Genomic DNA, 20,018 nt, shown 5'->3' on the forward strand with positions numbered 1-20,018 from the left:
GCCGCCGGGGGCGGGGGGGTGTACCGGCGGGGGGGGGGGCGCGGTCGGGCCGACTCGGGGGGGGGGCCGGCCGGCACGGGCCGGGGACCCGGGCCGGCTCGCCGGCGGGGGTGACGGCGGTGGGCCCCCCGCCGGAGTCGGCGACGGCCGGGGCGGACGGCTCATCCGTGACGGTGGAAGGTCCGGCGACGGGCGGGTGGCCCGGCTCACCCGCGGGAGACGGGGCGGGAGACGGGGTGGACGACCCACCACCGGCGGTCGGGGTGGACGACCCACCACCGGCGGTCGGGGTGGACGGCTCGCCGGCGGTGGCGACCGGGGGAACCGACCCACCGGCGCCCGGGGCGCCCGTCCCGGCGGCCGGCCCCCCGGCGCGCGCGGGGCCGGCGAGGGGCGGGTCCCCGGTACGCGCGACCGCGTCCGAGGACGTCCCCGGACGCCGGTCGGCGGCGCACCGGCCGCCGGGGCGCGGGGTGTCCGCGGGAGGGTTCCCGGCGGACGGGCCGTCGTCGGTGGGCTTTCCCGCCGGCCCCCCGGACGTGTCGCCCCCGCCGGGATCACCGGCGGACGCCCGCTCCCGCGCACCTCCGTCGGGGAGCGGCAGCACGGCGCTGATCCGGTAGCCGCCACCGGGGCGGGGGCCGGCCTCCAGCGTGCCGCCGACCATGCCCACCCGCTCCCGCATCCCGATCAGACCGGAGCCCGGCGGTCCGGGTTCGGGGTCCGGGCCCCGGCGCGCGGCGGCCCCGGATCGACCGGTCGGTCCCACCCGTCCGGCGGAGGGCCTGGCCGGTCCCGGGCGCGGGGCCCCGGCGGGGGCCGGATCGGTGCCGGCCGGTCCGCGCCCGTCGTCCTCGACCAGGACCCGCAGTTCGCCGCCGGTGTACCGCAGTCGCACCAGGGCCCCCGGCGTGGGGCCGGCGTGCTTGCGGGTGTTGGTCAGCGCCTCCTGCACGATGCGGTAGGCGGTCAGTTCCACTCCACCGGGCAGCGGGCGGGGGGTGCCCTCGATCCGGAAGTCCACCGGCAGGCCCGCGTCCCGCACCTGCTGGACGAGGTCGGCGACCTGCTCCACGCCCGGCTGCGGCAGGAGCTCCCCGCGGTCACCCGCGCCCTCTCCCAACACCCCGATCAGCCGGCGCATCTCCCCGAGGGCCTGCCGGCCGGTGCCCGAGATCGTGCGCAGGGCGTCCCTGGCCTGTTCGGGGGCGACGTCCAGGGCATAGGCCGCGCCGTCCGCCTGCACCACCATCACCGAGACGTTGTGGGCGACCACGTCGTGCAGTTCCCGCGCGATACGGGCGCGTTCGGCCGCCACCGCGACCCGCTCGCGCGCCGCGCGCTCCCGTTCGAGTCGGACGGCGCGCTGCTCCAGTTCCGCGTAGTAGGCGCGGCGGGTGCGCAGCGAGTCGCCCAACACCCAGGCGAGCAGGAAGCAGACCGTGAGGAGGAGCAGTTCGAAGGCGATGGCCACCACCGACACCTCGGGTCTCGCCCACCACCGTGCCATGGCGATCGCCGGGGCCAGCACCGCCGCCGCGAGGGCCACCGCCGAGGCCCGCCGGTGGGGACTGCCGGCGACGGTGAAGATGATCACGAGCAGGGCGAAGTTCGCCGGCATCGGCGGCACGTCGGCCACCACCTGGACGGCCCCGGTCACCACGGCCAGGCCCAGCACGACGGTGGGCACCACCCGCCGCAGGATCACCACGGTGCCCATCGCGAGCGTGACACCCACCGCGACGGCGGGCGGCCCCACGTATTCCGCCGGGCTCTCCAGCGTCCACAGCAGGCCCGGCACCAGCAGCACGAACCCCCAGAAGCCGTCCGCCCACAGCGGGTGTCGGCGCAGAAAGTCGTACATCCGGTTCACGTCACCCAGCGTAGGCATCCGATGGACGCACCGGGTCAACCGGAGGGGCGATCCCCGCTTCGCCGGGCTACTCCTCAGGGTGGATCCGACCGACCCCCGCGGGAACACCGGAGCGGGGAGCCGTACGGTGACCCGGTGTGTCCCGCCGATCGCGCCCCCGACGACCTCCCGGCTTCCCTTCACGACGATTCCGCGGGTCCGGGCCGCCCGCCGGCTTCCGCTCCCGGGCGCCCGACGACGGCCGGCAGGCGCGGGGGCGGGGATCGGGACGCCGAGCGGGGAGTTCCCGAATCGTCACCTTCCGTGATTGATGACGCCGCGAGCAGTGGCCCGGAGGCGGGCACCGACGGGGTGGAGCGGCCCGTGCGGTGGCGGGAGGCGATGGCGCGTGCCCTGTACGGGCCCGACGGCTTCTTCCTCCGCGAGGCACCCGCCGCGCACTTCCGCACCTCCGTGCACGCCTCCCCGCTCTTCGCGGAGGCCGTCGCCGAGCTGCTGCTGCGGGTGGACCGTGCCCTGGGTTCCCCCGATCCGCTGGACCTGGTGGACATCGGCGGCGGACGCGGGGAACTGGTCACCGGCGTGCTGGCCGCGCTGCCGGAATCCGTCGCGCGCCGGGTGCGCGCCCGGGTGGTGGAACGCGCCGCGCGCCCCGCCGGGCTCGACGCCCGGATCGGATGGTCGGCCGACCCGCCGGAGTCCGTGACCGGCCTGCTGTTCGCCAACGAGTGGCTGGACAACGTCCCGGTGGACGTGGTCGTGGCCGACCCACCCGGCCCACCCCGTCTGCTGCTGGTGGACCGGGCCGGCCGGGAACACCCGGGGCCGCCGGTGGACGGGACCGACGCGGCGTGGCTGCGGCGCTGGTGGCCACTGCCCGGCCCCGGTCACCCCGCCGGGGAGGTGGCACGCGGCACGAACGGTGAGGTGACCGACGGGGCGATCGGCTGCGCGGCCGGTGACCGCGCCGAACCGGGCGGTCCCCGGGACGCCGCCTGGGCGGAGGCCGTCGGCCGGCTGCGGCGCGGCCTGGCGGTGGCCGTGGACTACGCCCACACCCGTGACACCCGCCCGGCGCCGGGCACCCTCACCGGCCACCGGGACGGCCGGTCGGTCCCCCCGGTGCCCGACGGGTCCGCCGACCTGACCGCGCACGTCGCTCTCGACGCCTGCGCGGCGGCGGGGGTCGCGGCGGGCGCCCCGGCCCGGGCGGCGGCCGGCGGCCCCCCGGACGCGGCGGCCGGGATCCTGCTCGACCAGAGCACCGCCCTGCGCCGACTGGGCGTCTCCGGGCGGCGCCCGCCGCTGGAGGCGGCTGCCCGGGACCCGGCGGGCTACCTGCGGGGCCTGGTGCGCGCCGGGGAGGCGGCCGAACTGACCGATCCGGCCGGGCTGGGCGGCTTCGGCTGGCTGCTCCACCCGGTGGGCATCACGGACCCCCTGGCGGGCTGAACCGGGCGGGGAGGCCGGGAGGGGGAGGCCGCCGGGGTGCCGGGGGCGGCGGGACGACGGGCTACTTGTCGATGTCCCCGACCACGAAGAAGAACGATCCGAGGATCGCCACCATGTCGGCCACCAGGGTGCCCGGCAGCAGGTGCTCCAACGCCTGGATGTTGTTGAACGACGCCGAGCGCAGCTTGAGCCGGTAGGGCGTCTTCTCCCCCTTGGACACCAGGTAGTAGCCGTTCAGACCCAGCGGGTTCTCCGTCCAGGCGTAGGTCTCGCCCTCCGGGGCCTTGAGCACCTTGGGCAGCCGCTGGTTCACCGGTCCGGGCGGCAGGTCGGCGAGGCGGTCCAGGCAGACGTCGGCCAACTCCAGGGCGTTGCGGGTCTGTTCCAGCAACACCTCGAAGCGGGCCAGGCAGTCGCCCTCGGACCGGGTGACCACCCGCAGGGTATCCGCCAGTTCCCCGTAGGCCAGGTAGGGCTCGTCGCGGCGCAGGTCGAAGTCGACACCGGAGGCGCGGGCGATCGGGCCGGAGACACCGTAGGCGTGCACCGCCTCCGGGGAGAGGACCCCGACGCCCCGGGTGCGGGCGCGGAAGATCTCGTTGCCGAGCACCAGGTCGTCGAACCGCCCCAGCCGCTCGCGCACCCCCGCGACGGCCGCCCGGGTCCGGCCCGGCCACCCGGCCGGCAGGTCCTCCTTCAGCCCGCCCACCCGGTTGAACATGTAGTGGACGCGACCACCGGAGACCTCCTCCAACACCGCCTGGAGGTCCTCCCGCTCGGTGAAGGCGTAGAACATGGGCGTGATGCCGCCCAACTCCAGCGGGTAGGAGCCGAGGAACATCAGGTGGTTGAGCGCGCGGTTCAGCTCGGCGAGCAGGGTGCGCAGCCACACCGCCCGCTCGGGCACCTCCATGCCGAGCATCCGCTCCACGGCCATGACCACGCCCAGCTCGTTGGAGAAGGCGGAGAGCCAGTCGTGACGGTTCGCCAGCACGATGATCTGTCGGTAGTCACGGGCCTCGAAGAGCTTCTCCGCCCCCCGGTGCATGTAGCCGACGATCGGCTCCGCCCGGGAGATCCGCTCACCGTCCAACACCAGCCGCAGCCGCAGCACACCGTGGGTCGAGGGGTGCTGCGGACCGATGTTCAACACCATGTCGGTGGCCTCGGCCGCGCCTCCGACCCCCACCACCGTCGCGGTCCCGGCCGTGCCCGTGCCCCCGTCGGGGGCCGTCGAGTCCTCCATGCGCCCAGTCTGGCAGCTCGCCGGGACAACCGATACGCGCCAACGGGGAGTGCGCGCCTAAGCTTCTGCGGTATGAACCCAACGGCAGGGCGCCCGGGACACGGGGGCGACCCGGAGGACCGAAACGGCGCGGGCGACGGACGCGGACGCCGCGAGTCCGGCGACCGGGACGAGGTGTTCGAGGTCTTCGCCCCTCCCGGCCGACGCCCCGCGCCGGAGGAGCCGCGCCCCGATTCCGGACGGGAGGGACCGGACGCGCCGGGAGAACCGGACACACCGGTGGAATCCGTGCCGGGGGGCGCCCGGACCCGGGCCGCCGGCGCCGTCGAACCGGGGAGCGAGACGCCCGCCTCCCCCGTGACTCCGGCGGAGACCGCCGCCGCCCCCGGCACCGACACCGTTCACGACGCCGCGCACCGCATCCCGAAGACCCCGGCCGCCCCGCCGGCCCCGGCGGCCGACACCCCGCCGGCCGACACCCCGCCGGCCGATACCCCGCCCGCGCCGGCTCCCCCTCCCCTCGGCGAGCCCGAGCCGCTGGACACCGGCGAGTGGCGCCGCGTCCGCCCCGGCCTGCTGACCGTGTGGCGGCTGCTGCTCGTCGTCTGGATGGCGCCGTTCGTCCTGCTCGCCGCCGTACTGCCCGCCGCCCTCGGCGCACCCGTCTGGTCGACGTTCGCCCTCGCCCCGCTCGCCCTCACCGGCTGGCTGTGGTGGGTGCTCGGCCGACACTTCCGTTCCTGGCGTTACCGCGAACGTCAGGACGACCTGCTGATCGGGCGGGGCGTGCTGTGGCGCCGGCTGACCGTCGTGCCCTACGGCCGGATGCAGCTGGTGGAGGTCACCTCCGGACCGCTGGATCGCAAGTTCGGGCTCGCCCGGCTGCAGTTGCACACCGCCGCCGCCGCGACGGACGCCACCATCCCGGGCCTGGACCCGGCGGAGGCCGAGCGGCTGCGGGACCGGCTCACCGAGCTGGGCGAAGCCCGGTCGGCCGGACTGTGAGCGCCGACCGGCCGCCCGGGAGCGGGGACCACGAGGCCGTGCCGCACCCCGACACCCCCCCACGCCCCGCGTCCGACGCCGCGCCGGGAACCCCGCCGGGCGGCACCGGCCCGGCCCGGGAGAACGGGGCGGCACCGGGAAGCGACCGTGCCGGCGAGGGCGAACCGACCGCGACCGCCGGCCCCACCGACGCCCACGCCGACGCCCACGCCGACGCCGACAGCGCGGTGGGGGCCGACCCCGCCCCAGCGGTCGCCCCCGGCCCCGAGCTTCCCCTCGCCTCCGCCGCCGAGGTCGAGGCGCGGACCGCCGAACCCGGCGGCATCCCGGCAGGCCTGGGCAAACGCCTGCACCCCGTCACCCCCTGGCGACGCGCCTGGGCCCCGCTGGCCGGCCTGGGCGCCCTCCTCGTCCAGGACCCCGAACGGATGCGCGCGGCCGCCGAACTCGGCGTGACCTGGGTCCTGGTCATCCTGGCCACCGTGCTGGCGCTGGCCGCCCTCTACGGCTGGCTGTCGTGGCGGGTCACCCGTTACCTGGTCACCGACACCGAACTGCGCATCCGCACCGGCCTGCTCTTCCGGCGCAGCGCCCACCTGCGGCTGGACCGCATCCAGTCCATCGACGTGACCCGTCCCCTGCTGGCCCGCGCGCTGGGCGTGGCGAAGCTGAAGATGGATGTCGTCGGCTCCGGTGACAACGACGAACTGGCCTTCCTCGGCGAGGCCGAGGCCCGCAAGCTGCGCGCCGAACTCCTGGCCCGCGCCGCCGGGATCTCACCCGACGCCGCCCCGGAGGCCGGCGAGGCACCCGCCACCGAGCTGTACCGGGTGGACGGCCGCACCCTCGCCACGGCGCTCGCCCTGCTCGGCACCGGCTGGGGCCTGGTGTTGCCACTCGCCCTCCTCATCCCCCTCATGTGGTGGGGCACGGCCAGCATCTTCATCACCATCGCGGTCGCCGTGCCGATCCTGGCGACCATTTGGCGCAGCACCGTCGGCGGTTTCCTCACCCAATACGGCTGGACCGTCGCCGAGTCCGCCGACGGCCTGCGGCTGGACCACGGCCTGCTCCAGCGCGACCACGCCACCGTGCCGCCGGGCCGGGTGCAGTCGGTGCGCATCGTGGAGCCCCTGTTGTGGCGGCGGCGCGGCTGGGCCCGGGTGGAGTTGGAGGTCGCCGGCGGCGGCCACGAGGCCGGGCTGTTGGTGCCGGTGGCCGATCGTCCGATGTGCGCGGCGCTGATCGGCCGCATCCTCCCGGAGGTCGACATCGATGCCGCGATCGCCTCGGTGCGGCCGTCCCCCGCGCGCGCCCGGTGGGCCGTGCCGGTCTGGCACAAGGGCTACGGCCACGGCGTGACCGACACCGTCTTCGTCGCCCGGCGGGGCCGGCTGAGCCGGACCCACACGCTGGTGCCGCACGCCAAGGTGCAGAGCGCGCGGATCACGCAGGGGCCGTGGACGCACCGCCTGCGGCTCACCGACATCCACGTGGAGCACGGCGCCAACGGCAGCGTCGTCGCGCGGTTGCAGGACGCCGAACGGGCCATGACCGAGTTGGGCGCGCAGGCGGACCGGTCCCGGCTGGGGCGGCGCGCCGCCCGCCCGGAGCGCTGGCTGACCTGAGCGTCGGACAGCGATCCCCGGCGAGCCCCCACCCGCCGGAGGCCGCCCGGGCGGCCCGGAGGCCGCCCGGGCGTCGGCCGAATTCCCACCGCGGGCCCGGGTCGGGCCGGTCCCCGGCCACCGACCACCGGCCCGAGCATGTTCCCGATTGTGCCGGTACGGCCCGGTACGGCCCGATACGGCGACGAGCGGCCGCCCGGGCGTCGGTCCCGCCGGCCCCGGACGTCGGGCGGAGACCGGCCGAAGCGGGGCGGTCGGGGTCGTACCCGCCGGATCCGTGACCCGGCCCGCCCCGCTTCGGGGCACCGGCCGCGTCCGGTGGTCCACCGGCGCGACCCCCGGACGCCCGTACCCGCCGGACCGGCCCCGGTCCTCCGACGGCCGGTGCCCGTCCTCGTGCGACGGGCACGACCGCCCGTCGCACGGCGCTCCCCACGACGCACGGCGCCGTCGTCGCCGAACGGGTCGCGGGGATCACCCCCGGGTGGTCTTCCGCCGGGTGCCCGCCCCGGGACAGGATCGTTCCCATGCATCCGGAGAACCCCGCGCCCACCGACGGTGCCGCCACCCCCGTGTCCACCGACCCGCACGCCCTGCTGGAGACCCTGGTGGCCAAGGGCCGCCGGGGCGAGTCGGCGACCCGCGAGGAGGCGTTGGCCGTCCTCGCGATCGACGACGCGGACACCCTCGACCTGGTCGCGGCGGCAGGCCGGGTGCGGCGCCAGTGGTTCGGCCGGCGGGTCAAGCTCAACTACCTGGTGAACCTCAAGTCCGGCCTGTGTCCCGAGGACTGCGGCTACTGCTCCCAACGGCTCGGCTCCAAGGCGGAGATCCTCAAGTACACCTGGCTCAAACCCGAGGAGGCCGCCCGGGCCGCGGGCGCCGGGGTGACGGGCGGCGCCAAGCGGGTCTGCCTGGTGGCCAGTGGACGCGGCCCCACCGACCGGGACATCGATCGCGTATCCGGCACCGTCGAGGCCATCAAGGAGCAGCACCCGGAGGTCGAGGTATGCGCCTGCCTCGGCCTGCTCTCCACCGGCCAGGCCGAACGGCTGCGCGAGGCCGGCGCCGACGCCTACAACCACAACCTGAACACCTCGGAGGAGATGTACGGGGAGATCTGCACCACCCACGGCTACGAGGACCGCAAGGAGACCGTGGGCATGGCCCGGGGCGCCGGGCTGTCCGCCTGCTCCGGTCTGATCGCGGGCATGGGCGAGAGCGACGCGGACCTGGTGGACGTCGCCCTGGAGCTGCGGGCCCTGGACCCGGACTCCGTGCCGGTGAACTTCCTCATCCCGTTCGAGGGCACGCCGCTGGCCGAACGGTGGGAGCTGACGCCGCTGCGGGCGCTGCGCATCCTGGCGATGGTGCGCTTCGTGTGCCCGGACGCGGAGGTGCGGCTGGCCGGCGGGCGCGAGGTGCACCTGCGGGGCCTCCAGCCGCTGGCCCTGCACGTGGCCAACTCCATCTTCCTCGGCGACTACCTCACCAGCGAGGGCCAGGCCGGGAAGGCGGATCTGGAGATGATCGCGGACGCCGGGTTCGAGGTGGAGGGCGCCGGGACCGAGACCCTGCCGGGGCACCGGACCGAGGGGCGTCCGGAGCTGGTGGCGGTGCGGCGACGGGGCGCAGGCACCGACGTGGCGCCCAACGCCTGACCTCCGGCCGAAACCGGGGACCGGGCCGGGGCCCGGTTCCCGGTTTCGGCCACCGGGCCCGGCAGGTCGGTCGCGTTCCGCTCGCCGGCCGGGGCGGGTGCCCCGGAACGGTGGCCGCCGTGGCCGCCGTGGCCCCGGGGCCCCGGGGCCCCGGGGCGTTCCTCTCCCGGTGACCGGCGGCCCGGCGGTCGGGTAGGTGGCAGGCCCCGGGGTCGATCGGTCGCGTACGGCCGGGGGCCGGAATCCCCGGCGGTCGGACGGGGGCGAAAACCCCTGGTGGTCCGGTGCCGAGGTTCCCGGCGACCAAGTGGTTCGGGGGCTCCGGGCACGCCCGGAGCCCCCTCCCCGCCGTCCCGCGCGTTCCCTCGCGGCAGCCCGGCACGGGCGGCGGACCCGTCGATCAGCCGGCGGGCGTGCGGCCCGCCTGCGCCTCGATGGCCGCGTGCAGCGCCTTCACCTGCCGACGGATCCCGAGCATCGCCCACATCGCCGAGGGCCGTCCCACGTGCCGGCCCCAGCCGGGCGAGACGTTCCAGCGGGTGCCGTTCATCGTCAGCGAGAGGTTCTGACCGAAGGTCACGGCCATCGGCTTGGCCACCACCTCGGCGGCCGGCGCCCGGTCCACCGGCTCACCCGCGTCCCCGTACAGCTCCACCACACCGTTGGCGACGACGACGCGGCCGTGCTGGGCCACCGGCTTGAGACCCCGGCCGATCTGCGTCTCGTCGAATTGCACCGTCTCCGGGCCCGTGGTCATGCGATTCCTCTCCGGCCTCTTCGGCTCCATCGGCCGGGCCGCCGCGCGGACGGTTCCCGACCGGTTCCTTCTCCCGGCGGCCGGTGACCGGGAGCGGTCGATCAGGCCAGGGCCCCGGCGGGACGGAGAGCGAGCGTCGCCACCATGCTCGCGGCGATCTCCAGCATCTCCGGCCCGGCGGCCTCACCCGGCCAGGTGACGGTGAACTCGAGGACGCCGTCCGGGTAGTTGTCCGGCAACGCGAACCAGCGGACACTCTCGCGCAGCGCCGGCCGCCCGTCCACGCCTTCGCCCTCCAGCACCACCTCGTAGGTCCGACAACCGGGACCCATCGGCAGCGCCACCTCCGTCACCTCCGGCGGAAGGTAATGATAGGGCTGCCGCGCGCCCACGACCTCGGCGATCGCCGCCGTGGTCCGCCCGGCCTCCGGCGGCAGTTGGGGCACCACCCGGGCGGTCGCCGGGACGAGCGGACGGGTCACTCGCGGCACCATCGGCACCAGGGCCGCCACGGGCGCGGCACCCAACTGCACCGCCTGCTCGCACAGCATCCGCAGTTCGGGCAGGACCGAGGCCGCGTAGGCGGGGTCCAATTCGCCGCCCCTCTCCGCCACCCGGCGGGCGGCGGTCTCCGGCCCGTCCACGGCGTGCGCGTCGAGGAACACCCACTGCTCGTCCGGCAGCTCGAAGCCGGCCGTCCAATCGGTCATGTCGTCATCCCTTCGCCTTCCCCCGCCCCTCGCCTGCCCCGTTCCGGGGCTTCGGCACACATTTCATCCCGATGTATGTGCGAAGGGGTGGACAGGAATCCCGGGTATGACGCCGGACCTGCGGGTTCGTCACCGGCCAACCACGGTGGGCGGGTTCGCGGCGTTCCCCGTGAAACGGCCCCGGCCCGAATTGACCTCGGGAAGACCGTCGCCAACCGCACATGGCGTCGGAGAGAGCGCCGCGCCCATCAGCTCGGTTCCCGTCCCTTCCCCGTTCCGCCCACCGGATGTATCGCAACGTCCCGTTCACGCCGATCGTCCCGGCAACCACCGCCGACACGACCGTTATCACCGTGACGTGGAGCATGGTGGCGAAACCGACGACCCCTTGCAGGGCGAAGACCAGTGGAGCCGCCAGGAACGCCAGGGCGTGTGGTCGATCGATCGCCGCAACCCGGAGGCCGCCGGCGTGGTCGGGGGCGGGCCCGATGTACTCTGCCGAGCGTCTACGACGAGTATCGGGATCGGTGCGTTGGTTTTCCGCTCGGGGAAGACGGAACGCCTCACGTTCTCGAGTGGCACCCCGAGCGCAACGCAGAAGTCACGCAACCCCTTCAGGCCGGGATCCCCCGCGAACCAGGTGTCCCACTACATGAAGACCAGGACGGCATCACGTCCGTCCACCAGGGCGACGCCCCGAGGCCTTCCGTATTGGCGCAGGACGAGCGCCCGCCGTACCCCGAACACCGGATCCGCAGGCCCCACGCCCGGCGTCGGACCAAGGCCGCCGTGTCTGCTGCCACACGTCCTTCCCGTCCCACACCACCCGGGCACGGCGTCGAAAGGCACGACTGATCGGAAGCCCGGAGGCGGGTCGGAGTACGGCCCCCGGGTGCCCGCCCCGCCCTGCTTCGCGCGAACGCAGAGCGCACCATCCGAGAGCGGCCAGGAAGAAGGCCCTGCCCATCACCAACGTCATGACCGCCACAACACCGACCATCATGATCCACAACCCCGTCTCCCGTTCGGGCGTGAAGACTCCTCTCGGGGAACCGGAGACCAGGATGTATCCGATGGCGGCGAGGAAGGCGGCCATGAGCGTCACGCAGGAGAGCACGAAGAGACGAGGCGAATCCGGTTCGGAACGCCGCGAGGCGGGTGCGACCTCCCCCACTTCGTCCTCGACATCTTCATCCTCGTGCACAGGAGCGGGTGACCGACTCATAGGGCCATCGCGTCAGTACTCCGCCGGGTCATCCACAGGGTGTGGGCCATGGCGTCGGCCTCCTCGGCGAAGGCATCCCCGAGTCCGGGGATGGTCCAGGTGACGCTGAACTGGAGGATGCCCTCCGGCCAGGGCTCGGCGAGGACGTAGAAGGTGACGTGTTCGGCGACCGTGTACCGCCCGTCGTCCGTCTCGGCGGCGAGGTTGATCTCCCGGACCCGGCAGGCAGGGCCCAACGGCAAATCCACCTCGCGGATCTCGACCTCGCCGAGGCGGGCCGGATGGGACTCACGGCAGACCGCCGCCACGGCCTCCACCGTGCGGCCCGCCTCGGGGCTCTCCTGTCGCACCATGTAAGCGACAAGGGGGATGAGCGGGTCGGCCTGTCTCGGCACCTCCGGCACCCACGCCGCGAAGGGCGCGGCGCCCTGCCGGCGTCCGGCGGCGTGCAGTGACTCCAGTTCGGGAAGCAGCGCCTCGGCGTACAGGGAGGCGCTCTCCCCTTCCCGTTCGGCCACCTCCCGGGCCGCCCGGGCGGGGGCCTCGTCATCGCGGACGCTCAGCAGCACCCACGTGTCGTCGGGGAGGTCGAAACCACCCTCCCACTCGGATTCACCCATTGCCGACCCCCGACTCCCGCTCCTTCTGTTCTCGCTCCCACCGGTACTCCACCTCCGACACCGGCGGCACCTTCACCATGCCCCGCAGCCAAAGAAGTTGATGAACACTCCGCAGAAGAACAATAGAAAGCGCCACGGCAACCCCCATGAAGGCAAGCCACTGATAGTGGGTGCCCGTAGGCGGAAAAATCACATACAGGAAGAACCAGATGACCGGGATCATAAAATTGACAGGGGAAGCATGAGAGGATCCGGAGAGCCAATATGAAACAGATCTTTTCCCGGCGATCTCATCTTTCTCCTGCCCCGGAAGAGGCTTGCACTCCTTCGTCGAGATAGTGGCACCCAATTCGTCCGCAAACTTTCTCAAGCCAATCAGAGCCGGATCACCCGAGAACCACGAGCCCCAGGGGAGTTCTGCCTGGATGGCGCCATTGCGGTCCACCAGAAGAACATGCCATGGCTTACCGTGATACTTCAGTACCCAAAATTCCGTGACCCCAGTGAACGAGTCCGACGGCGGCCTCATTCTCCTTTTTCTGTTTTCAGCGTCCCGGAGTACCAGGTTCCCCGTCGAGTCGACACAGAGAAAAGACCTTTGCTTGAAAGCCCTACTCACAGGGACCCCCGGAGAAGGAACGAGCGAGGGACCCCGGCCCTTCCTTTCCGCGTTTGCCACCCAGTCGAGAGCAAGGAAAATGAAAGGCAGGACAAAAGAAAGGAAAATCGCCCAGTGGATTATCGAATCCACCCCCACGCCACCCCCTTCCCCCGAAGAGAGCCCGAAAAGTTTCATAACGAGCGCGACCAAAGTCACGAAAGGGATGAGAAGAATGGGGAAGAGGAGAGCGGAAATCCTCTTTGCCTTAGAGGGTCTCGGCCTACAGACACCTATCCATTTCTTACTCCTGGGTGGCTCTTCGTTCCTGGAGTGGACATGTATTCCCGCATGCCGTAGAAAGTTTACCAGCGACGCCTCCTCAAGCAACTTCTCGATGTCGGACACTGAAGTCCAGAGAATAAAAATCCCGCCTTTCTCGAGCTTTGCCTTTCTTCTGCCGGCCGGATCCCACGACATCACCGGAAGACAACAAACCCCCGCCCCCTCTTCGTCACACAAGTGAATGCAGCCAGTGGAAAGGTAGCCTGAAGGAGGGCTGAAATGGCCTGCTTTACCCGCAACTTCCCCCACTCCGCCGACCACGTGCACTGCGGACGAAATCCCTCCCTCTCCCACCGGGAGAACACGCCTCTCGGAGCCAGTGGAGATTATCAGGCTTTCACCGTCGTACTCAATGAAAGACTTCCTCCTTCCTCTCCACTCCCGAAAATCACCCTCCTCGGAATTCAACCGAGGGAAACATTCCACCACCCAGCCACCTCCACAATCATCACAAAATCAAGGGCATTAGAATTCGAAAGCATGGATAGTATTGACTGCAATACCTCCCCCCAGCCCAAACTCGGTGCCGATTTGGCGATAGTTGGCAAGAGTCAACAGACTGTCTTTTCTTCCCGTGAGATCGGCGGCGTACCTGATTTTCGCCAAGTCTGCGGCCGCGTCAAAGTTCCCCTTGAGCACCTGAAGACTGTTAACCACCAGATGCGGACTGGAAAAACTCGGCCCGGCCAGGGCCCTGAAGTCCCCGAAGGGGGACTTCACGTGAGGGTTCTTCCAGACATCCGTGACTTCTTTGCCGATCCCCGAAACGGATTTTTTCAAGAATCCTGAAATACTCATCGGGTCATCGAGTTCGACAGCCTGCTTTTTGAGACTGCTGTGCGTATCACCAAGGACCTCCTGGGCTTTTTTCTTCCTGGTCGCACGATTCCCAATGTTACGAGTCAGTCGAACTTGACTGAAGACCCTTACTTTGGCGCCCGCCCCTGCGGCCTTCACCATCGTTCCCGCTGCTCTTCCGATGCCCACCGTGAGGATACCCAATAGGTCAAGAGCCGCCCCCGCCCAGTTCCCGTTCACCAGATTCCCCAACATGGAAATCGCGGTGCCGATCAAAGCGATGGCACCAAGAACTTGACCCAAAATCGGGACCCATCCCAAGAACAAGGCAGCGATACCGGCAATGGCCCCGATAAATCCCGCCCATTCGCCGACTTTACCCAAGATGTCCTGGATTGCTTCCCATTTGCCGTCCCAGAAGCGGTTGCGGACGTCGTCTCCGCCGATGAAGTCGCGGATGGCCTCGGCGGCCTCGCCGGCGGCGGCGTTCCGTTCCCGGACGAGGTCGGCGAGACGGCCTCTGAGTGAGGAAATCCGCTGCCGGGCGTCGGCGGCGGTCTCCGTGAACTCGTCGTACCGGTCGTGGAAGTCCGCGTCGGGGTCCTCCGCCGCCTCCGCCTTCGCCGCGTACTCCGTGGCCTGGTCCTGCGCCTCGATGGCGGCCTTCCGCAGTTCCAGGCTCTCCTCCTGGGCGTCCCGGAGCACGGGCCAGTAGTCGTCGAGCGCCTCGGCGGCCACCTCGTACCGGCCATGGGCTTTGTGCACCCGGTCGCCCAACCCGGTGGTGTGCTCGCGGAAGGCGGTGCCGGCCTCCCCCTTCCAGCTCTCGGAGTCCTCCTCCACCGTGGTGAGGAGGTCGCGGCACCGCTTGATCATCCGGGCGGTGGCGCGCAGGGACTCCATGGTGGCCTTGACCTCCTCCCAGTCACCGGGAATCGGGTCGCGGCCGTCGTCCGTGAGCGGGGCCCAGTCGCGCGGTCGCGCCTGCGTGGCCGTCGCCGTCGTCACCTCAGCACTCCCCCTGCACGGCGTCCCGAAGGGCCACGTCGAGACCTCCGAAGCACTCCTCCGCCGCCTCCGCCAGTTGGGCGGCCATCCGGATCTCCTCCACCATGTCCTCCCGGCGGTTCGACCAGTTGGTCGCGAACTCCTCCAGGGCCTCGGCCAGTCCTCCGTGGCCGACGTGCTCACCCTGTTCGGCGGCCAGGTCCTCGGAGTCCTCGAAATCGTCGGCCACGATGCCGAGCATCCTGGAGAGGTTCCGCAGGTCGGTCAGGGAGAGCTTCAGGTCGTGTTCGTCGCTCATCGTCCCCCGGCCTCTCCGTCGCTCTCGCGCTGCCAGATCAGGGACCCGGCGATGGCGTCGCACATCTCCAGCAGTGGATCGGCCAGTTCCACCAACGGTGTGCTGAAGGTGAGCAGCAGGTGGGCGCCGGTGTCGGGGACTGCGAGGTAATGCGTGAGGACGACCGTGGTGCGGTCGGCCGGGTAGCCGAGGTCCTCGGCATCCCGGGGCTTCTCCTCCCGCCGCACCCGCACCGCTTCGCCGGCGGGCAGGGGGACGACGGTGACCTCGGCCTCCGGGTGACGCCGCCGCAAACCGTGCGCGAGCAGTTCGGCGGGGATCGCGAGCGAGTCACCGGGCTCCGGACTCTCCACGGTGACGAGCAGGCTGACCGGGAGGGGGACGCCGAGGAGGGTCTGGGTGGAGAGGTGGAGTTCCAGGCTGCCACCGGCGGCGGCACGGGACGTCAGATGGTCCAGCAGATCGCGGAGTTCGCGTCGGGGGCCGGCCGCTTCGTCGCGGCGGGGGTGGGTTCGATCGACCAGGGCGCGCACCGACCGTTCACGGCGCTCCTCCGGTTCGAGCGGGATGCGGTACCACTCGGCGGGGGTGATGAGTCGGTAGCCGACGGGCGGCGGTCCCTCCCCCGGTCGGTCCGGGTCGATGACACCGGTACCGCCACCGGTGTCGGCGGCTCCACCTGTGGGGTGGGCGGATGTCATGGTTTCCCCCTGTGTGGCGCACGGCCCGTGACGGGCAGCGGAACCCGGGCGTCCCGGGACGTCCGGGAGGGGGTCGCCGGTCGTGGCGCTCCCCCACGATTCCGGTACGTTACCTTCCGCCACCGACAGTGCCTCCCGGTGGGTCTCCCATGACGGCCGGGCAGGTCAGGGGGGAGAGGGAGACGGCGTGCCGCTCGGGGCGGGGACCCATCGGATGGGGCGCGGCGGGTGCGTTCTCCCCCCGAGCAGTCACTTTCGGTGACTCCTCGGGCTTCGGGAACCGTTCGGGCCTCGGTGCGGCTCCGCAACGGAGCCGGGCTGGAACGGGCCCCGGGTCGGGACCGGCTCAGACGGGGGGCGGGGGCAGAGGGTCGTCGGGGCCGGGGGGTTCGATCGGCCCGTCGGGGCCGACGTTCTCCTCGTCGTCGTCCTCCTCGTCCACGATGATGGGCGAGGAGTGGTGCGCCCACACCTTCCACACCCCGTCGTGCGTGCGGCGGAACACGTTGGTGGCCGCCACCACCCCGCCGACCAGCGGACCGGTGGAACCGTCCTCCTCGCGCGGGCCGCCGCTGAGGATGTTCTCGGTGCAGGTGACCAGGGCCGTGTCGCCGGAGACGGACACCTCCACATCGGTGAGGATGAACTGGATGTACTCGGTACCGGCCATGATCAGTGCGTAGGAACGCAGCACCTCCGCCCGGCCGTTGAGCACCGGCCAACCGGGGTGCACGACGCTGACCCGGTCGTCCATCCAGCTCTCGGCCATGGCTTCCAGGTCACCGCGCTCGATCGCGTCGTAGAGGGCGGTGTTGGCGGCCTGCACGGCCTCGATGTCGGTACGGGCACCGCTGCTCACGTCGGCTCACCTCCCTCGCGGTCCGTCGAACCGGTGCGGTCCGGGAACTCCGCGTACCCCTCCAGTGCGCGTGCCACGCGCACGGCGTCGGCACTGGCCCGCACCTCGTGCACCCGCACCGCCCACGCCCCGGCGCGGGCGGCCAGGGCCGTCACGGCGACGGTGGCCGCGTCCCGTTCCCGGGCCGGCGGCGGATCACCGTCCGGACCGGCCAGAATCCGTCCCAGGAACCGTTTCCGGGAGGCCGCGACCAGCACCGGGTGCGGCAGCTCGGCGCGCAGCCGCCCCAGGGCCGCGATGAGCGCCAGGTCGTGCTCGGCGCGCTTGGCGAAGCCGAGGCCGGGGTCGACCACCAGGCGTTCGGGGTCGATGCCACCCGCGACGGCACGGCGCAGGCTCTCGCGGAGTTCGACGATCACCTCGGCGACGGGGTCGGCGTAGTCGGCGCGATCGTTCATGTCGAGGCTCCGCCCCCGCCAGTGCATGACCACGAAGGGGACCCGGGCCTCCGCGACGAACGGCACCATCGCGTCGTCCGCACGGCCGCCACTGACGTCGTTGACCAACCGGGCGCCGGCCTCCACCGCCCGTCGCGCCACGGAGGCGCGCATGGTGTCGACGCTGACGACCACACCCTCGGCGGCCAGTTCCCGCACCACGGGCACGACCCGGCGCAACTCCTCGGCCTCGTCCACCCGGCGGGCACCGGGACGGGTGGACTCCCCACCCACGTCCACCAGATCGGCGCCCTGCGCCACGAGGTCCAGGCCGCGCTTGACGGCGATCTCCGGGTCGAACCAGCGTCCCCCGTCCGAGAAGGAGTCGGGGGTCACGTTGACCACGCCCATCACGGCGCAGCGGTCGGGGAGGGACAGGCCGGGAATCCGACCGCGCGGTCCCGGGGCCGGGGCGGCGGCGGATGCGGGCGCGGAGGAGTCCATGGGGAAAGGGTAGAGGGTGCCGCGCGATGAGGTCGGGGTCCCGCCTTCCCGATGCTGTCGATCGGTGCGGGCCCGTCCGCCCCCGGGAACCCGTCCGGGGAACGGGATCGGTGCGGGGCTGCCGCGGGGTCGCCGGGCCGACCGGGACCGATGATCCGTACCCCGGTCGCCCGTGCGCGCGAAGGTCACCCGACGGTGCGCCGGGCGGCGGGGAGTCGTTCTCGCCGGGATGGGCGCGGGGTGGGTCGGGACCGGGGTGGGTCGGCGCGGGCGGCGGGATCAGCGGGATCAGCGGGATCAGCGGGATCAGCGGGATCAGCGGATGGGAAACGCGCCACACACCGCACACCGTGTCGGGGACGACGCGCGGACGGTCGGCGGCCGACAGGAATCGTCGCGGACCGACCGACAGGGGCGACACCGTATGCAAGCCGCCGGTGGGCCGCCGGGCACCCGTTCGGGTTCCCGGCCTCCCTCCACGCATGAACGACGCCGCACCCGGGTATGGGCCGGCACCGGGCGAAGGGCCGGGCCGGGGTGGGCCCGTTCCGGGGGTGTCACGGCCCCCCGGTAGATTGCCACGCACAACATGCCGGACCCGCCCGTGAAAACCGGCCGCCTCGTCGCGTCCCGGGACCGTGTCCGGCCGGAGGGAGTGAGGCAAGCGTGGACCGTATCGCCCTGCGCGGGTTGCGTGCCCGGGGGTTCCACGGCGCTCTCCCGGAGGAGCGGAGCCTGGGGCAGACCTTCGTGGTGGACGTCGTGCTGGGCACCGACATCCGCCCGGCGGCCGCCGCGGACGACCTGGAACGCACCGTGCACTACGGGGTCGTGGCGCAGGAGGTCGTGGAGCTCGTCTCCGGCGAGCCCTGTGCCCTCATCGAGACCCTGGCCGAGCGGATCGCGGCGCGGTGCCTGGAACACGGAGCGGTGCGGGAGGTCGAGGTGACCGTCCACAAGCCGCAGGCCCCCATCCCCGTGCCCTTCGACGACGTGACCATCACCATCAAGCGGAGCCGAGCATGACACCCGACAGTGGCGCGTTTCCCGACCCGACCGTGCAGCCGGTACCGCGTTCCGTGGTGAGCCGGGTGGACGCGGCGGACTCCACCCTCCACAACCCGCAACGTGCCGTGATCTCCCTGGGCAGCAACCTGGGCAATCGGCTGGAGACCCTGCAGGGCGCGATCGACGCCCTGGAGGACACCCCCGGGCTCCGCGTCAAGGCGGTCTCCCCGGTATACGAGACCGAGCCGTGGGGCGTCGAGCCGGGCACCCAGCAGACCTACTTCAACGCGGTGGTGCTGCTGCGCACCACCCTGCCCCCGTCGTCGCTGTTGGAGCGGGCGCACGCCATCGAGGAAGCGTTCGAGCGCATCCGCGACGAACGGTGGGGTCCGCGCCCCATCGACGTGGACATCATCGCCTACCAGGGCGTGGTCTCCGACGATCCGGTGTTGACGCTGCCGCATCCGCGTGCGCATGAGCGTGCCTTCGTTCTGGTGCCGTGGCACGACATCGAGCCCGAGGGCGAGGTGCCGGGGCACGGGGCGCTGACCGGGCTGCTGCCGTCGGTCGACGATCAGGTCGTGACCCGGCGGGAGGACTTGGAGTTGGTGCTGCCGAGGTGAGGGCGTGCCCCCACCCGGGCAGGGGCGCGGGACGACCATGACGACGGCACGACGGATGCGGGTGACGGTGAGGCTGCGGTGAACCAACTGCGGGTGGGCGTGTTGGTGCTGATCTTCGTCGCGGCGACGGGGCTCGCGTGGGCCGGATCGGGGTTGTGGGACGCCCGCGGCACGCTGCCCGCCGTGCCGTGGTCGGCGCCGGTGGTCTTCGCGATGCTCGCGGGACTCCTGTTCGCGGTGGCGCTGTCGCTGCGCTCCCGGTTGCGGGCCCGCCGGGAGCTGCGGCCGGGGGCCCGGCCGGTGGACCCGTTGGGCGCCGCCCGTTCGGTGATGCTGGGTCAGGCCGCCGCGCTGGTCTCGGCCCTGATCGGTGGCCTGTACGGCGGGGTGGGGGTCTTCCTGCTGCTGGAGCGCATGGATGTGCCGGCCCGGCGGGAGCAGGCCCTGTACGCGGGTTTGACGGTGGCGGCGGCGGTGGCGGTGTGCGCGGCGGCCCTGTTCCTGCAGCGGGTCTGCCGGCTGCGAGGGGACGAGACGGGGCAGGACGGCGACGGGGGGCCGCTCGGCTCCCCGCTGTGACCCTTCGGCCGGTCCCCCGTCGACGGGGCGGCGTCCGGGGGCGGGGCGGGTGGCGGGGCGGTCGCGGGGCCCTCGGCGCGTGG

At 72.5% G+C, this 20,018-nt stretch carries 17 protein-coding genes and 1 pseudogene; 7 read left to right on the forward strand and 11 right to left on the reverse strand.

Annotated elements, in window-relative coordinates; all coding sequences use genetic code 11:
- Positions 1-583: 583 nt before the first annotated feature.
- Positions 584-1,873 (reverse strand): annotated as a pseudogene (locus LZF96_RS24170) (sensor histidine kinase); the annotation flags it as partial.
- Positions 1,874-2,176: 303 nt separating this feature from the next.
- Here LZF96_RS24170 and LZF96_RS24175 point away from each other — a divergent pair.
- Positions 2,177-3,325 carry an SAM-dependent methyltransferase gene (locus tag LZF96_RS24175; protein ID WP_374203324.1) on the forward strand — a complete coding sequence of 383 codons (1,149 nt, stop codon included), beginning with the start codon at positions 2,177-2,179 and terminating at the stop codon, positions 3,323-3,325.
- 61 nt (positions 3,326-3,386) lie between these two features.
- Here the strand turns inward: LZF96_RS24175 and LZF96_RS24180 are convergent, their stop codons facing one another.
- A complete protein-coding gene (locus LZF96_RS24180; RefSeq protein ID WP_233876597.1) occupies positions 3,387-4,571 on the reverse strand; it encodes an NADH-quinone oxidoreductase subunit D in 1,185 nt (394 codons plus the stop codon).
- Positions 4,572-5,180: 609 nt separating this feature from the next.
- Between LZF96_RS24180 and LZF96_RS24185 the strand changes: the two genes are divergently transcribed.
- From LZF96_RS24185 to bioB, 3 genes are all read left to right on the forward strand, one after another.
- Positions 5,181-5,576, forward strand: coding sequence for a PH domain-containing protein (locus LZF96_RS24185; RefSeq protein ID WP_233876659.1), 396 nt, complete (start codon positions 5,181-5,183; stop codon positions 5,574-5,576).
- 38 nt (positions 5,577-5,614) lie between these two features.
- Positions 5,615-7,204, forward strand: coding sequence for a PH domain-containing protein (locus LZF96_RS24190; RefSeq protein WP_308294278.1), 1,590 nt, complete (start codon positions 5,615-5,617; stop codon positions 7,202-7,204).
- A gap of 527 nt (positions 7,205-7,731) precedes the next feature.
- Complete coding sequence (gene bioB / locus LZF96_RS24195) at positions 7,732-8,865, forward strand: biotin synthase BioB (protein ID WP_233876599.1); 1,134 nt, start codon at positions 7,732-7,734, stop codon at positions 8,863-8,865.
- 400 nt (positions 8,866-9,265) lie between these two features.
- On the opposite strand, the gene LZF96_RS24200 is transcribed toward bioB, so the two are convergent.
- The 9 genes from LZF96_RS24200 to folP all read right to left on the reverse strand — a co-directional run bounded on the left by LZF96_RS24200 (position 9,266) and on the right by folP (position 17,632).
- On the reverse strand, positions 9,266-9,622 hold the full coding sequence (locus LZF96_RS24200) for a hypothetical protein (RefSeq protein ID WP_233876601.1): 357 nt from the start codon (positions 9,620-9,622) through the stop codon (positions 9,266-9,268).
- 101 nt (positions 9,623-9,723) lie between these two features.
- On the reverse strand, positions 9,724-10,332 hold the full coding sequence (locus tag LZF96_RS24205; RefSeq protein WP_233876603.1) for a hypothetical protein: 609 nt from the start codon (positions 10,330-10,332) through the stop codon (positions 9,724-9,726).
- Between the two features lie 1,221 nt (positions 10,333-11,553).
- Positions 11,554-12,177, reverse strand: a complete 624-nt coding sequence (locus LZF96_RS24210; RefSeq protein ID WP_233876605.1) for a hypothetical protein — start codon at positions 12,175-12,177, stop codon at positions 11,554-11,556.
- Positions 12,170-13,528, reverse strand: a complete 1,359-nt coding sequence (locus LZF96_RS24215) for a hypothetical protein (RefSeq protein WP_233876607.1) — start codon at positions 13,526-13,528, stop codon at positions 12,170-12,172. Before LZF96_RS24215 ends, LZF96_RS24210 begins: the two co-directional genes overlap by 8 nt.
- Before the next feature lie 57 nt (positions 13,529-13,585).
- Entirely contained in the window at positions 13,586-14,926 is a 1,341-nt protein-coding gene (locus LZF96_RS24220) for a putative T7SS-secreted protein (protein WP_233876610.1), read from the reverse strand.
- A gap of 1 nt (position 14,927) precedes the next feature.
- Positions 14,928-15,224: a hypothetical protein gene (locus tag LZF96_RS24225; RefSeq protein ID WP_233876612.1), complete on the reverse strand. Its 297-nt coding sequence runs from the start codon at positions 15,222-15,224 to the stop codon at positions 14,928-14,930.
- Complete coding sequence (locus LZF96_RS24230) at positions 15,221-15,925, reverse strand: hypothetical protein (protein ID WP_233876614.1); 705 nt, start codon at positions 15,923-15,925, stop codon at positions 15,221-15,223. The genes LZF96_RS24225 and LZF96_RS24230 overlap by 4 nt, the downstream gene beginning before the upstream one ends.
- A 346-nt stretch (positions 15,926-16,271) precedes the next feature.
- Positions 16,272-16,784 carry a nuclear transport factor 2 family protein gene (locus tag LZF96_RS24235; RefSeq protein ID WP_233876616.1) on the reverse strand — a complete coding sequence of 171 codons (513 nt, stop codon included), beginning with the start codon at positions 16,782-16,784 and terminating at the stop codon, positions 16,272-16,274.
- Entirely contained in the window at positions 16,781-17,632 is an 852-nt protein-coding gene (folP, locus tag LZF96_RS24240; protein ID WP_233876664.1) for a dihydropteroate synthase, read from the reverse strand. The genes LZF96_RS24235 and folP overlap by 4 nt, the downstream gene beginning before the upstream one ends.
- Before the next feature lie 759 nt (positions 17,633-18,391).
- Here folP and folB point away from each other — a divergent pair.
- From folB to LZF96_RS24255, 3 genes are all read left to right on the forward strand, one after another.
- Positions 18,392-18,751, forward strand: a complete 360-nt coding sequence (gene folB, locus LZF96_RS24245; protein ID WP_233876618.1) for a dihydroneopterin aldolase — start codon at positions 18,392-18,394, stop codon at positions 18,749-18,751.
- Positions 18,748-19,356, forward strand: coding sequence for a 2-amino-4-hydroxy-6-hydroxymethyldihydropteridine diphosphokinase (gene folK, locus LZF96_RS24250; RefSeq protein WP_233876620.1), 609 nt, complete (start codon positions 18,748-18,750; stop codon positions 19,354-19,356). Before folB ends, folK begins: the two co-directional genes overlap by 4 nt.
- Positions 19,357-19,434: 78 nt before the next feature.
- Entirely contained in the window at positions 19,435-19,935 is a 501-nt protein-coding gene (locus tag LZF96_RS24255; RefSeq protein WP_233876622.1) for a DUF3180 domain-containing protein, read from the forward strand.
- Positions 19,936-20,018 lie beyond the last annotated feature (83 nt).

Origin of the sequence: Streptomyces sp. ST2-7A, assembly GCF_021390475.1 — a bacterium.
Lineage (GTDB): Bacteria > Actinomycetota > Actinomycetes > Streptomycetales > Streptomycetaceae > Streptomyces.